The organism is Pseudomonas sp. R15(2017), assembly GCF_002112685.1.
Taxonomy (GTDB): Bacteria; Pseudomonadota; Gammaproteobacteria; order Pseudomonadales; family Pseudomonadaceae; genus Aquipseudomonas; species Aquipseudomonas glycinae.
This window is the reverse complement of sequence record NZ_NEII01000008.1, coordinates 238727-255536: the sequence shown is the minus strand read 5'-3', so window position 1 is coordinate 255536 and position 16810 is coordinate 238727. Positions and strand designations below refer to the sequence as shown.

Annotated in this window: 16 protein-coding genes; 7 read left to right on the top strand and 9 right to left on the bottom strand. The window is 59.3% G+C overall.

Annotated elements, in window-relative coordinates; genetic code table 11:
* The first annotated feature begins 20 nt into the window (after nucleotides 1-20).
* On the top strand, nucleotides 21-725 hold the full coding sequence (locus CAF77_RS18100; RefSeq protein ID WP_064382114.1) for a FadR/GntR family transcriptional regulator: 705 nt from the start codon (nucleotides 21-23) through the stop codon (nucleotides 723-725).
* 24 nt (nucleotides 726-749) lie between these two features.
* Nucleotides 750-1460 carry a GntR family transcriptional regulator gene (locus CAF77_RS18095; RefSeq protein WP_064382115.1) on the top strand — a complete coding sequence of 237 codons (711 nt, stop codon included), beginning with the start codon at nucleotides 750-752 and terminating at the stop codon, nucleotides 1458-1460.
* 122 nt (nucleotides 1461-1582) lie between these two features.
* On the opposite strand, the gene yjiA is transcribed toward CAF77_RS18095, so the two are convergent.
* From yjiA to CAF77_RS18080, 3 genes are all read right to left on the bottom strand, one after another.
* Nucleotides 1583-2557, bottom strand: coding sequence for a GTPase (gene yjiA / locus CAF77_RS18090; protein WP_170928969.1), 975 nt, complete (start codon nucleotides 2555-2557; stop codon nucleotides 1583-1585).
* Between the two features lie 161 nt (nucleotides 2558-2718).
* Entirely contained in the window at nucleotides 2719-2916 is a 198-nt protein-coding gene (locus CAF77_RS18085; RefSeq protein ID WP_003228401.1) for a YbdD/YjiX family protein, read from the bottom strand.
* A 15-nt stretch (nucleotides 2917-2931) separates the two neighbouring features.
* On the bottom strand, nucleotides 2932-4998 hold the full coding sequence (locus CAF77_RS18080; protein ID WP_064382116.1) for a carbon starvation CstA family protein: 2067 nt from the start codon (nucleotides 4996-4998) through the stop codon (nucleotides 2932-2934).
* A 159-nt stretch (nucleotides 4999-5157) separates the two neighbouring features.
* Here CAF77_RS18080 and CAF77_RS18075 point away from each other — a divergent pair, with 159 nt between their 5' ends.
* Complete coding sequence (locus CAF77_RS18075; protein ID WP_064382117.1) at nucleotides 5158-5526, top strand: PilZ domain-containing protein; 369 nt, start codon at nucleotides 5158-5160, stop codon at nucleotides 5524-5526.
* Here CAF77_RS18075 and radA read toward each other — a convergent pair whose 3' ends face one another.
* Together radA and CAF77_RS18065 are read right to left on the bottom strand one after the other, a co-directional pair.
* Nucleotides 5527-6894, bottom strand: a complete 1368-nt coding sequence (gene radA / locus CAF77_RS18070; protein WP_039771749.1) for a DNA repair protein RadA — start codon at nucleotides 6892-6894, stop codon at nucleotides 5527-5529. It abuts the gene before it with no gap.
* A 143-nt stretch (nucleotides 6895-7037) separates the two neighbouring features.
* The gene (locus CAF77_RS18065) at nucleotides 7038-8579 is read right to left on the bottom strand and encodes a catalase (protein WP_064382118.1); all 1542 of its coding nucleotides are present in this window, start codon (nucleotides 8577-8579) and stop codon (nucleotides 7038-7040) included.
* A gap of 285 nt (nucleotides 8580-8864) precedes the next feature.
* On the opposite strand from CAF77_RS18065, the gene mscL reads away from it, so the two are divergent.
* A complete protein-coding gene (mscL, locus tag CAF77_RS18060) occupies nucleotides 8865-9278 on the top strand; it encodes a large-conductance mechanosensitive channel protein MscL (protein WP_064382119.1) in 414 nt (137 codons plus the stop codon).
* A gap of 33 nt (nucleotides 9279-9311) precedes the next feature.
* Here the strand turns inward: mscL and CAF77_RS18055 are convergent, their stop codons facing one another.
* A complete protein-coding gene (locus tag CAF77_RS18055; RefSeq protein WP_064382120.1) occupies nucleotides 9312-10088 on the bottom strand; it encodes a ferredoxin--NADP reductase in 777 nt (258 codons plus the stop codon).
* Nucleotides 10089-10405: 317 nt separating this feature from the next.
* Between CAF77_RS18055 and CAF77_RS18050 the strand changes: the two genes are divergently transcribed.
* Together CAF77_RS18050 and CAF77_RS18045 are read left to right on the top strand one after the other, a co-directional pair.
* Complete coding sequence (locus CAF77_RS18050) at nucleotides 10406-11119, top strand: autoinducer binding domain-containing protein (protein WP_064382121.1); 714 nt, start codon at nucleotides 10406-10408, stop codon at nucleotides 11117-11119.
* 165 nt (nucleotides 11120-11284) lie between these two features.
* Complete coding sequence (locus CAF77_RS18045; protein WP_085655046.1) at nucleotides 11285-12409, top strand: class I SAM-dependent methyltransferase; 1125 nt, start codon at nucleotides 11285-11287, stop codon at nucleotides 12407-12409.
* A gap of 68 nt (nucleotides 12410-12477) precedes the next feature.
* Here the strand turns inward: CAF77_RS18045 and CAF77_RS18040 are convergent, their stop codons facing one another.
* From CAF77_RS18040 to CAF77_RS18030, 3 genes are all read right to left on the bottom strand, one after another.
* Nucleotides 12478-12645 (bottom strand): DUF2474 domain-containing protein, encoded by a 168-nt coding sequence (locus tag CAF77_RS18040; protein ID WP_007950992.1) that lies wholly within the window; start codon nucleotides 12643-12645, stop codon nucleotides 12478-12480.
* A 77-nt stretch (nucleotides 12646-12722) separates the two neighbouring features.
* Nucleotides 12723-13730: a cytochrome d ubiquinol oxidase subunit II gene (gene cydB / locus CAF77_RS18035; protein ID WP_011336033.1), complete on the bottom strand. Its 1008-nt coding sequence runs from the start codon at nucleotides 13728-13730 to the stop codon at nucleotides 12723-12725.
* A 3-nt stretch (nucleotides 13731-13733) separates the two neighbouring features.
* Complete coding sequence (locus CAF77_RS18030; protein ID WP_064382123.1) at nucleotides 13734-15170, bottom strand: cytochrome ubiquinol oxidase subunit I; 1437 nt, start codon at nucleotides 15168-15170, stop codon at nucleotides 13734-13736.
* A gap of 400 nt (nucleotides 15171-15570) precedes the next feature.
* On the opposite strand from CAF77_RS18030, the gene CAF77_RS18025 reads away from it, so the two are divergent.
* Nucleotides 15571-16809 (top strand): MFS transporter, encoded by a 1239-nt coding sequence (locus CAF77_RS18025; RefSeq protein WP_064382124.1) that lies wholly within the window; start codon nucleotides 15571-15573, stop codon nucleotides 16807-16809.
* Nucleotide 16810: the final 1 nt, after the last annotated feature.

The window sequence follows — 16810 nt, the reverse complement described above, 5'->3', positions numbered from 1 at the left end:
ACGGCTCATGGAGCGAACACGTGATTACTTCATCAACCGTCGTCAACTCAGTGGTAGAAAAACTCCGGGACGCGCTGGCCCGTGGTCAGTGGCGCTCCGGGGAGATGCTGCCGGGTCAGCGCGAACTGGCCGAACAACTGGGCATCAGCCGCCCGAGCCTGCGCGAAGCGGTGATCGTGCTGGAAACCCTCGGCCTGGTGCGCTCGATGCCGGGCAAAGGCGTGGTAGTGCTCGATGCCCAGGCCAGTGACAGCCAAAGCCACGAAAACGCGGTAGCCGGCGCCAGTCTCGAAGACGTGCTGCAACTGCGCTACACCCTCGAACCGTTCATCGTCGGTCTGGTGGCGCAGTCGATCAGCAGCAAGGAAGTCGGGCAACTGCGCCTGACCCTGATGGACATGCGCGAAGCCCTCGAAGCGGGCGACAGTGAGGCCGGCGTCAGCGCCTACATCGCCTTCCACGAGGAATTGTTCACCCTGACCTCGAACCCGATTTTCCAGAGCGTGGTGCAACAGACCAGCAACGCCCTCAAGCAAAGTGCCGAAGTGCTGCGCAATTCGCCGGAGCACCTGGCCGAACGCCTTGAGGAAAACGAAGCCGTGGTGCGCGCGATCCGCAGCAAGAACAGCGCCCAGGCCAGCGCCGAAATGCGCCGGCACATCCTGCGTGAAGGTCAGCGGATGGGCATCGAGCTGAATATCCCGGATGACAACCTGAGCCACTGAAACGCCTCACACTGGAGACCGGCCATGAACAGTCTTGCCACGCCGTCGCACCCTCGCCCGACCTCGACGGCCCTGCCCTTCTCCCGCCTGCACGCGCCGGTGGACGATCTGTATCCGCGCCTGTTCGATGCGATCCTCGAACAGCGTATCGATGCCACCAGCCGTTTCACCGAAGAAAGTCTCAAGCAGATGTTCGGTGTCAGCCGCGCCGATGTGCGTCGGGTGCTGACCCAACTGTCCCATGAACAGATCATCGTGCTGCGGGCCAACCACCGACCACGGGTGGCCGCGCCGGACCCCGAGCAGACGCGCCAGGCCCTGCATGCCCGGCGCCTGGCCGAGAACACGCTGGTGCGGCTGGCTTGTCAGCATGTGCAGGCTGAAGATTTGAAGCGCCTGCGAGCGTTGATCGAATACGAGCGCCAGGCTGTTGATAAAGATCGACGCGGGGCGACGATTCGCCTGTCCGGAGAGTTCCATTTGCAGTTGGCGAAAATGGCGCGGAATGCACCGTTGGCGCACTTTCTCAGCACCCTGGTGCCGCTGACGTCGCTGGCGATTGCGCGATGCACTAAGCAGACGCACAGATGTTGCGCGTGGCAGGAGCATCTGGCGTTGGTTGAGGTGTTGGAGCGTAAAGATGTTTCCAGAGCCGGTATGTTGATGAATCGGCATTTGGAACATCTTGAGCAGACGTTGCTGGGTGAAGCCCTCGAACATTGTGTTGCTGGCTAAATCGCCATCGCTGGCAAGCCAGCTCCCACAGGGTTTGAGGTGATCAAAAATATTGTGCCCTCTGTTTAACCTGTGGGAGCGGGCTTGCCCGCGATGACTTCGTCACGGGCACCGAACAGCCTTCAGCCTGCCGCCACCCTGGCAAACCCCGCCCGGATCTTCTCTTCCGGCAGATCATCGGCGATAAACACGATCACGCTTTCTCGCGTTTCGCCTTCCGCCCACTCGGTGTCCCAGTCGAAGCCGTAGAGTTTCAGAACGCCCTGGAACACCAGCCGCCGATCTTCGCCCGCGATGTTCAACACGCCCTTGTACCGCAGCAATTGCTTACCGTGCTCTTCCAGCAATTCATTCATGAACTCGCTGAGCTGATCGATATCCAGCGGCTGGTCGGTACGCAGCACCAGACTGGAAATCCGGTCGATGGACGGCGCCTTGCTCACCGGCCGCAAGCTCACCCCGCCGCCGAGATCGGCATTCAGGTTGAAACCGCGTACATCGAGCAATTCAGCCAGATCGATGTTGCCGTGTTCGACCACGCGAATCGGTGCCCGGCGGTTGATGCGGGTCAGTCGCTCGCTGAGCGCGGTGAACGCGGCCTCGTCCACCAGATCGGTCTTGCTCACCAGCAAGCGGTCGGCAAAACCGATCTGCGCCTGGGCGATAGTCTGAGTCAGGTGCAGCTCGGCATGAGCGGCGTCGACCAGGGTGATGATGCCGTCGAGCAGGTAACGCTCGCGCAGTTCTTCGTCGATGAAAAAGGTCTGCGCCACCGGGGCCGGGTCGGCCAGACCGGTGCATTCGATGACCAGCCGATCAAAGGCGATTTCGCCGCTGTCCAGCCGCTCGAGCAGCAGATACAGGGCTTTGGTCAGGTCGGTGTGGATGGTGCAGCAGACGCAGCCGTTGGCCAGGGTCATGACTTGCACCGGCTCGTCGCCCAGCAATTGGCTGTCGATACCGGCGTCGCTGAATTCGTTTTCGATCACGGCGATTTTCAGGCCGTGCTCGGCTTTCAACAGATGGCGCAGCAAAGTGGTTTTGCCGGCGCCGAGGAAACCGCTGAGCACCGTTACAGGTATTGGAGAAGACAACATCGATCCCCTTCACAAAATTGATGAACAACACAAAACAAATGTGGGAGCGGGCTTGCTCGCGAAGGGGTCGTGTCAGTCGACATCATTGCTCAATGACACACCGCTTTCGCGAGCAAGCCCGCTCCCACAGTTGGGGACTGCATCAACCGAAGGCTGTCAGATCAACAGCACTTCGGCCCACCCTTGCCACCGTAACGGGCTTCCTGACGTTCGCGAAAGAACATCTCGTAGCTCATCACCGGTTTGTCCGGGTGTTTGGTCTGCATATGCTCGACGTAGGTGTCGTAGTCGGGCATGCCGACCATCAGGCGCGCGGCCTGACCGAGGTATTTACCGAGGCGACTCAGGTCATTGAACATGCTGCAATCCTCTGGTTACGCGTCCGGCAGGGCCTGGAATGGCGATTCTTTGTCCGTACGCTCTTTTTTGCCCCAGGCGGCGATGCCGACCTTGAGCGCATAGAACAGGATGCTGAATACCACGAACAGGAACAGCGCGGTCAATGTAGCGTTGGTGTAGGCGTTGAAGATCACGTGCTGCATCTGCTCGACGCTTTTCGCCGGCGCCAGCACCTGACCGTTGGCCAATGCATCGCTGTACTTCCTGGCCAGCGACAGGAAGCCGATCGCCGGGTTGGCGTCGAACAGCTTGATGAAGCCTGCAGTCGTGGTGCAGATCAGCAGCCAGGTGGCCGGCAGCAGGGTGACCCAGATGTAACGCTGGCGCTTCATCTTGATCAGGACCACGGTGCCGAGCATCAGCGCGATACCGGCCAGCATCTGGTTGGAGATACCGAACAGCGGCCACAGGGTGTTGATCCCGCCCAGTGGATCGACCACGCCCTGATACAGCAACCAGCCCCACATCGCCACACAACCGGCGGTGGCGATCAGGTTGGCGGACCAGGATTCGGTACGTTTGAGTGCCGGTACGAAGGAGCCGAGCAGGTCCTGCAGCATGAAGCGACCGGCACGGGTGCCGGCATCGACTGCGGTCAGAATGAACAGCGCTTCGAACAGGATCGCGAAGTGGTACCAGAACGCCATGGTGTTTTCACCCGGCAGGACACTGTGCAGGATCTGCGCGATACCGACCGCCAGCGTCGGTGCACCACCGGCACGGGCCAGAATGGTGGTTTCGCCGATGTCATGCGCCACGGCTTGCAGGGCTTCCGGGGTAATTGCAAAGCCCCAGTTGCTGACCGCAGTTGCCACGGACACCACATCACCGCCGACCACGGCGGCCGGGCTGTTCATGGCGAAGTACACGCCTGGCTCAATCACCGAGGCAGCGACCATGGCCATGATGGCCACGAACGATTCCATCAGCATGCCGCCGTAACCGATGTAACGGGCGTTGGTTTCGTTATCCAGCAGCTTCGGCGTGGTCCCGGAAGAGATCAGCGCGTGGAAACCCGATACCGCACCGCAAGCGATGGTGATGAACAGGAACGGGAACAGACCGCCCTTCCACACCGGGCCGGTGCCGTCGACGAACTGAGTCAGTGCCGGCATTTTCAGCTCGGGCATGGTCACCAGAATGCCGATCGCCAGGGCGACGATGGTACCGATCTTGAGGAAAGTGGAGAGATAGTCACGCGGCGCCAGAATCAGCCACACCGGCAGCGAAGCGGCGACGAAACCGTAACCGACCAGCATCCAGGTAATCTGCACGCCAGTGAAGGTGAAAGCCTTGGCCCAGACCGGATCGGCGGCAATCTGCCCACCCAGCCAGATCGAACCCAGCAGCAGCAACACGCCGACGACCGAGATCTCGCCGATGCGGCCCGGACGGATGTAGCGCATGTAGATGCCCATGAACATCGCGATCGGGATGGTCGCCATCACGGTGAAGATGCCCCATGGGCTTTCAGCCAGGGCCTTCACCACGATCAGCGCCAGCACCGCGAGGATGATGATCATGATCAGGAAGCAGCCGAACAGCGCGATGGTGCCGGGGATACGGCCCATTTCTTCACGCACCATGTCGCCCAGGGAACGGCCGTTGCGACGGGTCGACATGAACAGAACCATGAAGTCCTGCACCGCGCCCGCCAGCACCACGCCGGCGATCAGCCACAGCGTACCGGGCAGATAGCCCATCTGCGCCGCCAGTACCGGACCGACCAGCGGCCCCGCGCCGGCGATGGCCGCGAAGTGGTGTCCGAAGAGAATGTGTTTGTTGGTTGGAACGTAGTCCAGACCGTCGTTGTTGAGCACGGCGGGGGTGGCCCGACGCGGATCGAGTTGCATCACATTGTTAGCGATGAACAGACTGTAGTAACGGTACGCAACCAGATAGATGGCCACGGCGGCGACCACAATCCACAAGGCGTTGATCGCCTCGCCTCGGCGCAATGCCACTACGCCAAGGGCGCACGCTCCTACGATTGCCAGCAGCAGCCAGGGTAAGTGGCGTAGCAGGCTATTATTATTTTTCATTTTATTATTCCAGCCAGGGTGGACAAGAAAGACAGCCACCCCGAGTTTAGCGCTGTTGGCGGCAAAGGCCATACCCCGACATTGGTCTAGACAGTCCATTCGTTGGCATCACCCCGCCGGTCGGGTCTATAGTCAGCTGACCTTCCTGAGGATTGCGCCATGAGCGAGCACCCGTCCGAGCGTCGCCGCTTCAAACGTATCGCATTCGATGCCCGAACCGAATTGAGCCAGGGCGAGTACATCTGGCCGGTGAGGCTGATCGACCTGTCGCTCAAGGGATTGTTGATCGAGCGACCGGAACCCTGGCTGGGCAATCCCGAGCAGGACTTTTTCGTCGACATTCATCTGAGCGAGGACGTGCACATCGAGATGGATGTGCAACTGGCTCATGAAGATCGCGGCCAGCTCGGTTTTGTTTGCCGGCATATCAGCCTGGAGTCGATTCAGCGCCTGCGTCGCCTGATCGAACTCAATCTGGCCGACGAAACCGAGCTGGAACGCGAGTTCGCGGCGCTGATCGACGTCTGATCACTCGAACAATGAATCCAGCGCCTGCTCCAGACGCGTCACCGCAATGATCTGCAAACCCGGCGGTGCTTCCTTTGGCGCGTTGCCCTTGGGCACGATCGCGCGCTTGAAGCCGTGTTTGGCGGCTTCCTTCAACCGCTCCTGACCGCTCGGCACCGGGCGCACTTCGCCGGACAGACCGACCTCACCAAACACCAGCAAATCATGGGGGAGCGGACGGTTGCGCAGACTCGACATGACCGCAGCCATCAACGCCAGGTCGGAGGCGGTTTCCAGCACCTTCACCCCGCCGACCACGTTGAGGAACACGTCCTGATCGTGGGTCGGAATGCCGCCATGACGGTGCAGCACCGCCAGCAGCATCGCCAGACGATTCTGGTCCAGACCCAGGGTGACCCGACGCGGGTTGGCCAGATGACTGTCATCCACCAGTGCCTGGACTTCAACCAGCATCGGCCGGGTGCCTTCCCACGTTGCCATCACCACACTGCCCGGGACTTCTTCCTGTGCACGGGTAAGAAAAATCGCCGAAGGGTTGGAGACTTCTTTCAGACCCTTGTCGGTCATGCCGAACACGCCGAGCTCGTTGACCGCGCCGAAACGGTTCTTCACCGCCCGCAGCAGGCGCAATCGCCCGTCGGACTCGCCCTCGAAATACAGCACGGTATCGACCATATGCTCCAGAACGCGGGGGCCCGCCAATGCGCCCTCCTTGGTCACGTGGCCGACCAGGAAAATCGCCGTGCCGCTTTGCTTGGCGTAACGCACCAGTAACGCGGCACTTTCGCGTACCTGGGATACGCCGCCCGGCGCCGATTGCAATTGTTCGGTGAAAATCGTCTGGATCGAGTCGATCACCATCACCTTGGGTTTTTCCTGACGGGCCGTGGCGATGATGGTTTCGATGCAGGTTTCGGTCATGACCCGCAGTTGATCCTGCGGCAGACCGAGGCGGCGCGCGCGCATGGCGACCTGTTGCTGGGATTCTTCGCCTGTGACGTACAGCGCCGGCATGGTCTTGGCGAGGTTGCACAGGGTCTGCAACAGAATCGTCGATTTGCCGATACCGGGATCACCGCCGATCAGCACCACCGAACCGTCCACCAGACCGCCGCCAAGGACTCGGTCGAGCTCACCGGAGGCTGTGGAAAAACGCGGAATCTCTTCAATGCTGACTTCGGCCAGGGTCTTGATCTGGGCCTGTTGCCCGGCCCAGCCGGTGCGCCCGCTCGGGGCGGCGGCACCGCCGCTCTCGACCATGGTTTCGGTCAGGGTGTTCCAGGCGCCGCATTCGCCGCACTGCCCGGCCCACTTGGGAAAGGTTGCGCCGCACTCGGTGCAGCCGTACATGCGCTTGGCCTTGGCCATCTGAACCCCCGGCAAAAACCGCGATGATAACGCAGCCATCGTCGATCAGCGCGGCGCGTCGGGACGGATTTCTCCGCTGGCCAGACGCACGGCGCTGCTGTCGGTCAAACCCCGACAGTTGCCGGGGTTTGAGGGGCGCGCGGTCAGTCGGCCAGTTTGGCCGCCAACGCCTTGACCCGACTCAGGTCACCCTTGGCCACTTTGGTCACCCCGGCGCCGTATTCCGGATCCGCCTTGTAGAGAAAGGACAGAATGATGTGCTTGCTCTCATCATCGGCACTCGCCAGCGAACCGCCAAAGCTCTCGATCAGATCCTTACGTTCCTTCTTGCTGAACGAGCGATACAGATCTCCGGCCTGCTTGAAGTTCTGTTCACGCTGGATCTTCGCCTGTTGCGTGCTGCCTTGCAGGGCCGCCTGACTGTAACGCGCACTCTGCGTTTCTTCACGCGGTTGCAGGCGACTTGGCTGATAGTTGACGCCAGAGTGGGTCGCACCGCCATTCATCGCACCATCCTGGTTGCCATTGTTGACCGTTACTTTCGCAGCATTGATCGGCAACTGCTGGGCATTGGCACCAAGGCGATACATTTGCGTATCTGCGTAAGAGAACATCCGCCCCTGCAACAAGCGGTCTTCCGAAGGCTCAATTCCCGGCACGACATTCGACGGTGCCATTGCAACTTGTTCGGTTTCCTGGAAGACATTGGAAGGGTTACGGTTCAATACCATTTGTCCAACTTTCCGCTCAGGAATACCTGGCCAGATCTTGGTAGCGTCAAGAGGATCGAAATCAAACTTGGACAAGTCTTGCGGTTTTAGCACCTGAATGTATAAGTCCCACTTTGGAAAGTTGCCACTGCCGATCTGGCTCACCAAGTCATTACTCATATGACTATAATCGCGCCCCTGTACTTTCACGACTTGCTCAGGATCAAGATTCTTTATCCCTTGCAAACTTTTCCAGTGAAATTTCACGTAATTCACATCGCCCTTGGCATTGACCAACTTGTAGGCGTGTACGCTGTTGCCATCCATCTCCCTGTAACTGGCCGGTGTTCCATTGTTGGAATACAGCTCGGTCAACGTACGGGTGGCTTCCGGTACATGGGAAAAGAAGTCGAAGCGTCGGGCATCGTCATCCAGATTAGTGCGAGGATCCGGCTTGAAGGCATGCACCATGTCCGGAAACTTGATTGCATCGCGTATGAAGAAGGTAGGAAAGTTGTTGCCTACCAGATCCCAGTTGCCATCTGCCGTATAGAACTTGGTCGCGAACCCGCGTGGATCACGCAAAGTCTCCGGGGAATGGTTGCCATGCACCACGGATGAGAAGCGCACGAACACCGGAGTGATCTGCCCGACTGTGAACACCTTGGCCTTGCTCAGATCACTCAGGTCGTTGGTCGCGGTGAACGTGCCATGTGCACCGGTACCCCGGGCATGCACGACACGCTCGGGAATGCGCTCACGATCAAAGCGCTGCAGCTTCTGAATCAGCTGAACATCCTGCAACAACACCGGTCCGTTGGGGCCGGCGGTCTGTGAGTTCTGATTGTCACCGACCGCTGCACCGTTATCCCGGGTCAGGGGCGCGGCATTCGCGGAGAGGGTCAGTAGACCCGCAGTCAACAAACCGAAGGTACGACGATAGGGAAAGGCCCTCAGGCCAGGCATGGAATTCATTTCAGACTCCTCTGTTCTTTTGAGGCGCATCCAGGTGCGCCAGCCAGAGGCTAGAAGCTCAGCTCGCCAAACATAAATAGAAAGTTCGTAACGACATGATTGATGGTTTTTTCTTGAATATCAGCACGTTGCAGCGTATTTCGCGCGCGATTGGTGGCACTTTGCAAACTAATGATCAATCGATGTGTCGATAAAAGCGGGCATTGTAAGAAGGTGTTTCGCGCAGGACGCGTTTTGCTGATTTACACTGCTGACACCAAACTCATCTGTAACAAGGAAATAACTATGGGCGTGCTTAGCGAGTTCAAGGCCTTCGCGGTCAAAGGCAATGTGGTCGACATGGCCGTCGGTATCATCATCGGCGCGGCGTTCGGCAAAATCGTTTCGTCGTTTGTCGGTGACGTGATCATGCCGCCAATCGGACTGCTGATCGGCGGGGTGGACTTCAGTGACCTGGCCGTCACGCTGAAAGCCGCCGAGGGCAGCGCCCCAGCGGTGGTATTGGCGTACGGTAAATTCATCCAGAGCGTTCTTGACTTCGTGATCGTCGCCTTCGCGATTTTCATGGGCGTCAAAGCCATCAACCGCCTCAAACGCGAAGAAGCCGTGGCCCCGACCCTGCCGCCGGTACCGACCAAGGAAGAAGAATTGCTGGGCGAGATCCGCGATCTGCTCAAGGCCCAGAACAACCGGCCTTGAATAAGCTGAACGGCGCCAGAAGGCGCCGTTTTTTCACCAGTAGTTTTCTACCGCCACTTGCCCCGGTCGCCGGGTCAGGCTCAAGGCCATGCCGCGTTGCTTGAGTAGCGCCCGGGTGTCATCGATCATCTGCGGATTGCCGCAGAGCATGACCCGAGAATAAGCGGGAGTGAGTTCGACACCGGCCAGCTTTTCCAGCTCGCCATTTTCAATCAGCGTGGTGATGCGTCCATTGAGGGCACCTGCGTACGGCTCACGCGTAACCACCGGAGTGAACCGGAACTTGTGGGCGTACTCGGCGAGGTAGTCGCGCTGTGTCAGTTCGCTGATCAGCTGTTGATAAGCCAGCTCCCGCCCTTCCCGCACGCTGTACACAAGAATGATGCGTTCGAATTTTTCCCAGACTTCAAAGTCCTGCAGAATCGACAGAAAGGGGGCCACGCCGGTGCCTGTGGAAAGCAGCCAAAGATCGCGACCATCGACAAATCGATCCAGGGTCAGGTAGCCAAATGCCTGACGCTCCACCAACAATGAATCACCTGCCTGCAGTCGACTCAGCTCACTGGTGAACTCACCACCCGGCACCACGATCGAGAAGAACTCGAGGAACTCGTCGAACGGCGAGGACACCATGGAGTAGGCACGCCACACCGTGCTGCCATCGGACTTGGTCACGCCCAGTCTGGCAAACTGACCGGCCCGAAAGCGAAAGCCGGCGTCGCGCGTCGTACGCAAGGTGAACAGACTTGGGGTCAAGGGTTGCACGTCGAGCAGGGTCTGGCACGTGAACTTTTCTGCACTGACGGTCATGGGACACTCCTTTCGGCATGGGCTAACAGTGTCGCGCAAAGTTGTACATTTAAACACCCACAGTAAATGATGGCATTTAGCAGCCTTATTTTGACCAATAGAAGCCGCCCACCTCGCAATAAGTAACCCATCAGTACGCGCTCTTTTAGTATTACACCCTGAATACAAAAACGACTTTTGCTTAATAACGCTTTATACAAACTCGATGTTCAACAAGAGCGAAATGTTCAGAACATTCCGCAAGAAATCTCCTACACTCGATTACGTGCTGGATTTTGGATCCAAAGCACCCCCTCGGAATGTATGGAGAATCCTCAATGGAAATGTGGAAGGAGTCTCAGTTAAAACAACTGACCTATGCCAAGCACATAGATACGGCGTATCCGATTCTGGAAAGGTTCGCCCAAAATCTCGGATTCAGCTTTTGTGGTATTTCAGTGACTTCGACAGATCGGAGCACTGCGTTCAAATCCTTGCATATCAACAACTACCCCCCATCATGGAGCCGGCAATATGAAGAAAAAAATCACGAAGAAGTTGACCCGGTAATAGCACATTGCAATCGCTCGATGTTGCCGATTGTCTGGACCCAGGAAGTTTTCTGCAAAGCGCCACAACTCTGGGAGGCACTTCAGGACCAGGGACTGCAGCATGGCTGGTCGCAATCATTCCTTAATAACGACTGCGGTTTTTGCAGCATTCTCAGCCTGGCCCGGCCACACTGTCCGATCACCCCGATGGAGCTGTACGAACATTTTGGCTACATGTTCTATGTCACCAGTCATTTGAGCGATCTGTTCGCCCGTACACTCCCCACGCGACCGGAGCAGACTCGGCAACCTCGGTTGTCGGCCCGTGAAATAGAAGTGCTGAAGCTGTGCGCAGTCGGCAAGACAGCCTATGAGTGCGCCAGAATCCTGAGTCTCAGCGAACGCACCATCAACTATCACGTGCACAACGTGATGGAGAAGTTGAACGTCTGCAACAAGATCTCTGCGGTCATCGCCGCCGCCAAGGCCGGGATCATCTAGTCGGCGCGCCGGAAATCAGCCAAGTATTGCAGTCAAAAAAAAAGTACCATTTGCGACCTTCCTGAGTGATGACGCGTAACTTCGCGCCGCTGTCCACTCGGACGGTTCCGCCGCACGAAACCCTGGGCTGCGGGACACCCGTTGATTACCCAGAGTCCCCGCCCCATGCCTTTGCTCGATACGCCCTTCGCCCAGCTCGATCTGATCCGCCAGCCCGAACAGCAGAACGAACCGCTGCAAGCGTTCGATGCGGCCGACGAATACCTGCTCAATCATCTGGCCGAACATAACTTGCCGATCGAGACGCGGGTTCTGGTACTTAACGACAGCTTCGGCGCGCTGGCCATCAGCCTGTCAGGCAAAGTGCAGGTCAGCACCAGCGGCGATTCGTTCCTGGCGTTTCAGGGGCTGGAAAAAAACCTGCTGCGCAATGGTCAGGCATTCGATGCGCTGCGCGGCATTCCTGCCAGTGAACCATTTGTCGGGCCGTTCGACCGGGTGCTGATCCGCGTCCCGAAAACCCTCGCCCTGCTGGAAGAGCAACTGATTCGCCTGCAAGGCCAATTGGCACCCGGCGCTCAGGTGGTAGCAGCGGCGATGGTCAAGCATTTGCCGCGGGCCGCCGGGGATCTGCTGGAACGCTATATCGGCCCGGTTCAAGCGTCGTTGGCGGTGAAGAAGGCACGCTTGCTGATTGCCACGCCCGAGGCCAAGGCACTGGCCATCTCGCCCTACCCGACCCGCTATCGCCTCGACGAGCCAGCCATCGAACTGCTCAACCATGCCAACGTGTTCTGCCGTGAAGGGCTGGACATCGGCACCCGCGCCTTCCTGCCGCACCTGCCGAAAAACCTCGGCGCGGCACGGGTCGCCGACCTAGGCTGCGGTAACGGCGTACTGGCCATCGCCAGCGCCCTGCAAAACCCCGATGCGCATTACACGCTGGTGGACGAATCGTTCATGGCCGTGCAGTCGGCGGCCGAAAACTGGCGCGCGGCGCTGGGTGAACGTGAAGTGATCGTTCGCGCAGGCGACGGTCTGGCCGGGCAGGAAGCGCAGTCGCTCGACGTGGTGCTGTGCAACCCGCCGTTCCACCAGCAACAGGTGGTCGGCGACTTCCTCGCCTGGCGCATGTTCCAGCAGGCCCGCGAAGCACTCGTGGTTGGCGGTGCGCTGTATATCGTCGGCAACCGTCACCTGGGTTATCACAGCAAACTGGCGCGGCTGTTCCGCGGTGTCGAGCAAGTCGCGGCCACGCCAAAATTCGTGATCCTCAAGGCGCGCAAATAACCCGGGCAAAAAAACCCTCCGGTCGGAGGGTCAAAAGTCCGTGCCGCAAGGCAGCGGGATGGGAAGTCTTAGTGCGTGGTCAGACCTGCGGCATTCATGAACATGCGCATCAGGCTGGCGACGATGAACAATGCACCGACGCTGCCGACCCAGATCATGGCCAACCAGCCGAGCCGCTGCCACAGCGGCTTTTTTTCGGCTTCTTCAATGTCGTGCAGGGAATGTTTGCCGGTCATTTTCTTTAAACCTCTTCAAGATGGATGGCGCCGCTACCGACGCCATCGCGAGCAAGCTCGCTCCCACAGGTTTTTGCTTAGTGATAACCGTCTTCATGGGTGACCTTGCCGCGGAACACGTAGTAGCTCCAGAAGGTGTAACCCAGGATGAACGGGATGATGAACAGCGTGCCCACCAGCATGAACCCCTGGCTTTGCGGTGGTGCGGCGGCGTCCCAGATCGAGATCGACGGCGGCACGATGTTCGGCCACAGGCTGATGCCCAAACCGCTGTAGCCGAGGAAGATCAGCACCAGGGTCAGCAGGAACGGCATGTAGTTGGCATTGCGTGCCACCGCGCGAATCAGACCGTACATCGTCACCAGCACCAGAATCGGCACCGGCATGAACCAGAACAGATTCGGCATGCTGAACCAGCGCGTCGCAATTTCCGGATGGGCCAGCGGCGTCCACAGACTGACGACACCGATCACCGCCAACAGCACGAAGGCCAGAGGACGCGCCAGGTCATGCATCTGTTCCTGCAACTTGCCTTCGGTCTTCATGATCAGCCAGGTGCAGCCGAGCAAGGCATACGCCACCACCAGTGCGGCGCCGCAGAACAGCGTGAACGGCGTCAGCCAGTCCAGTGAACCGCCGGCATATTGCCGGTTGACCACCGGCAGACCATCGATGAACGCGCCCAGCGCCACCCCCTGGAAAAACGTTGCGGCGATCGAACCACCGATGAATGCCTTGTCCCACAGGTGACGCTTGTCGTCCTTGGCCTTGAAGCGGAACTCGAACGCCACGCCACGGAAGATCAGCCCGATCAGCATGAAAATCAGCGGCAGGTACAGCGCCGACAACACCACCGAATAAGCCAACGGGAAGGCGCCGAACAACGCAGCGCCGCCCAGCACCAGCCAGGTTTCGTTGCCGTCCCACACCGGGGCGACGGTGTTCATCATTACGTCGCGGTCGGTCTTGCCGGGGATGAACGGAAAGAGAATCCCGATCCCCAGGTCGAAACCGTCCATGACCACGTACATCATGATGCCGAAGATGATGATCACGGCCCAGATCAGCGGAAGATCAATACCCATGACTCAAATCTCCTTGGTCAGGCTGCGGTCGTGTTCGGCGCCATCGTCGTCGGCAGCGGACAACGGACGGGCCGGCGTACGTTTCTGGCCAGGACCACCTTCGTTGGTTTCCTTGCCTTCGTCGGTCTTCGGTCCTTTGCGCACCAGGCGCATCATGTAGCCCAGACCCGCACCGAACAGCGCGAAGTACACCACCACAAACATGATCAGCGTGATGCTCATCTGCATGAAACTGTGGTTGGAAGACGCGTCCGCCGTGCGCATCAGCCCGTAGACCACCCACGGCTGACGACCGATTTCAGTGGTGAACCAGCCCGCCAGGATCGCGATCAGACCGGACGGCCCCATCCACAACGCCAGGTACAGGAACGGCCGCGAGGTGTAGAGCGAGTCACGCTTGCGCAGCCACAAACTCCAAAGACCGGTGAAGATCATCAGGAAGCCGAGGCCGACCATGATCCGGAACGACCAGAACACGATGGTGGAATTCGGCCGGTCTTCTGGCGGGAACTCCTTGAGCGCCGGGACTTGCTTGTCCAGCGAGTGGGTCAGGATCAGGCTGCCGAGGTATGGAATCTCGACAGCGAACTTGGTTTTTTCTTCCTTCATGTCCGGCCAGCCGAACAGAATCAGCGGTGTCGCTTCGTCCCCGACGTTTTCCCAGTGGCCTTCGATCGCGGCGATTTTCGCCGGCTGATGCTTAAGGGTGTTGAGGCCGTGGAAGTCGCCGATGACCGCCTGGATCGGCGCAACGATCAGCGCCATCCACATCGCCATCGACAGCATGGTGCGGATCGCCGGGTTGTCCTTGCCGCGCAGCAGGTGCCAGGCCGCTGACGAACCGACGAAGAACGCCGTTGCGACGAACGCTGCGGTCGCCATGTGCATCAGGCGATAGGGGAACGATGGGTTGAAGACAATTGCCAGCCAGTCGGTTGGAATGACCTGACCGTTGACGATCTCGAAGCCCTGCGGGGTCTGCATCCAGCTGTTGGAAGCGAGAATCCAGAAGGTCGAAATCAGTGTGCCGATGGCCACCATCACCGTGGAGAAAAAGTGCAGGCCGCGCCCGACCTTGTTCCAGCCGAACAGCATCACCCCGAGGAAACCGGCTTCGAGGAAGAACGCCGTGAGCACTTCGTACGTCAGCAACGGACCGGTGACGGAACCGGCGAAGTCCGAAAGGCGGCTCCAGTTGGTACCGAACTGGTAGGCCATGACGAGCCCCGATACCACGCCCATGCCGAAGTTGACGGCAAAGATCTTCGACCAGAAGTGGTAGAGATCGCGATAGGTATCATTACCGGTTTTCAGCCACAGGCCTTCCAGCACCGCGAGATAGCTCGCAAGACCGATGGTGATCGCCGGGAACAGGATGTGGAACGAGATGGTGAATGCGAACTGAATTCGGGCGAGATCCAGGGCCTCTAAACCGAACATAAGCTTTCCTCTATCAGATAACGGTTCCAGGACTGGCGGCCTTGAACCACTGCCCCCACGGGTATGGAGTGCGGCGAACTCGGATTCGTTCTTCTTTTTACAGGCATCGCGACGCAGGGAGTCTGCCGACGGGTCCGCGATCGTTTCCACGAAGGGTCTTGATCTGGATCAATCAACGTAGAAAGAGTAGTCCCATTTCCGACGGGAAACCGCGTGGTCTTTTGCCGCGTGACAAGTTGCCTCACAGTCACGGCAACGCCCTGAAATACATCGGTGGCCGGGTTTCGTGCCACGGCGCAGAAAAATCGATGTCTGGCTAACTAAATTTTCTGTCATAGCAACTTCCTGTTACAGACTGGTGATAATCTCGCGGTTCCCCTCGATCACGACCGGCCCGCAAATGCCCAGCCAAGAGCCCTTGCTGTTACGTCACCACCGTCCCTTTCTTGCGTTCTGGTTTGCCCGGATCTTCACCGCCAGCGGTTTTCAGATGCTCACCGTGGCGATCGGCTGGAACCTCTATCAATTGACCGGCAATGTGCTCGACCTGGGTCTGGTCGGGTTGGTGGAATTCGCACCAAGGGTCTTGTTCATGCTGCACACCGGCCACGTTGCCGATCGCTACGACCGGCGCAAGGTCGCGGCGATCTGCCAGTCGTTGCAGGCCTTGATCGCGCTGGCATTGGCCATCGGCAGTGCAACCGATCATGTCACCCGGGAAATGATCTTTATCCTGGCGTTCCTGCTCGGCGCCGCACGCTCGTTCGAGATGCCGACCACTCAAGCGCTGCTGCCAAGCATCGTGCCCAGTGCGTTGTTCCCGCGGGCGGTCGCCGCCGCGCAGTCGGCGCAGCAATCGGCCACCATCGTCGCACCGGCCCTCGGCGGTCTGCTCTATGCCTTCGGCAGCGTCTGGGTCTATGGCCCGACGGTGATTCTGTATGTCATCGCCTGCACCTTGATGCTCAACCTGCCCGCACGGCAAACCCCGCTGAACAAGGGCAAGGCGACACTGGATTCGTTGCTGGCGGGGATTCGCTTCATTCGTAGCCGTCCGGACATTCTCGGTGCGATTTCGCTGGATCTGTTCGCCGTGCTGCTCGGCGGCGCCACGGCGCTGTTGCCGGTGTTCGCCAAGGACATTCTGCTGACCGGGCCGTGGGGACTGGGATTGCTGCGCTCGGCGCCGGCGGTTGGCGCGCTGATGATGTCGCTGTTCCTGGCGCGGTTTGCCGTCGAGCGAAACGTCGGTCGAGTGATGTTCACCGCCGTCGGTGTATTCGGCGTGGCAACCATCGCCTTCGGTCTGTCGACCTCGTTCTGGTTCTCACTGGCGGTACTTGTGGTGCTGGGCGCGGCGGACATGATCAGCATGGTGATCCGCGCCTCGTTCGTGCAACTGGAAACCCCGGACGAAATGCGCGGGCGGGTCAGCGCGGTGAACGGCCTGTTCATCGGTGCCTCGAACCAGTTGGGCGAATTCGAGTCCGGCCTCACCGCGCATTGGTTCGGCACCGTGCCGGCGGTGGTGATGGGCGGCATCGGCACGCTGGTGGTGACCGGAACCTGGATCAAACTGTTCCCGACCCTGGCCAACCGCGACCGGATACATGTGCCGGTGGAAGAGGTGAAGGTCTGAC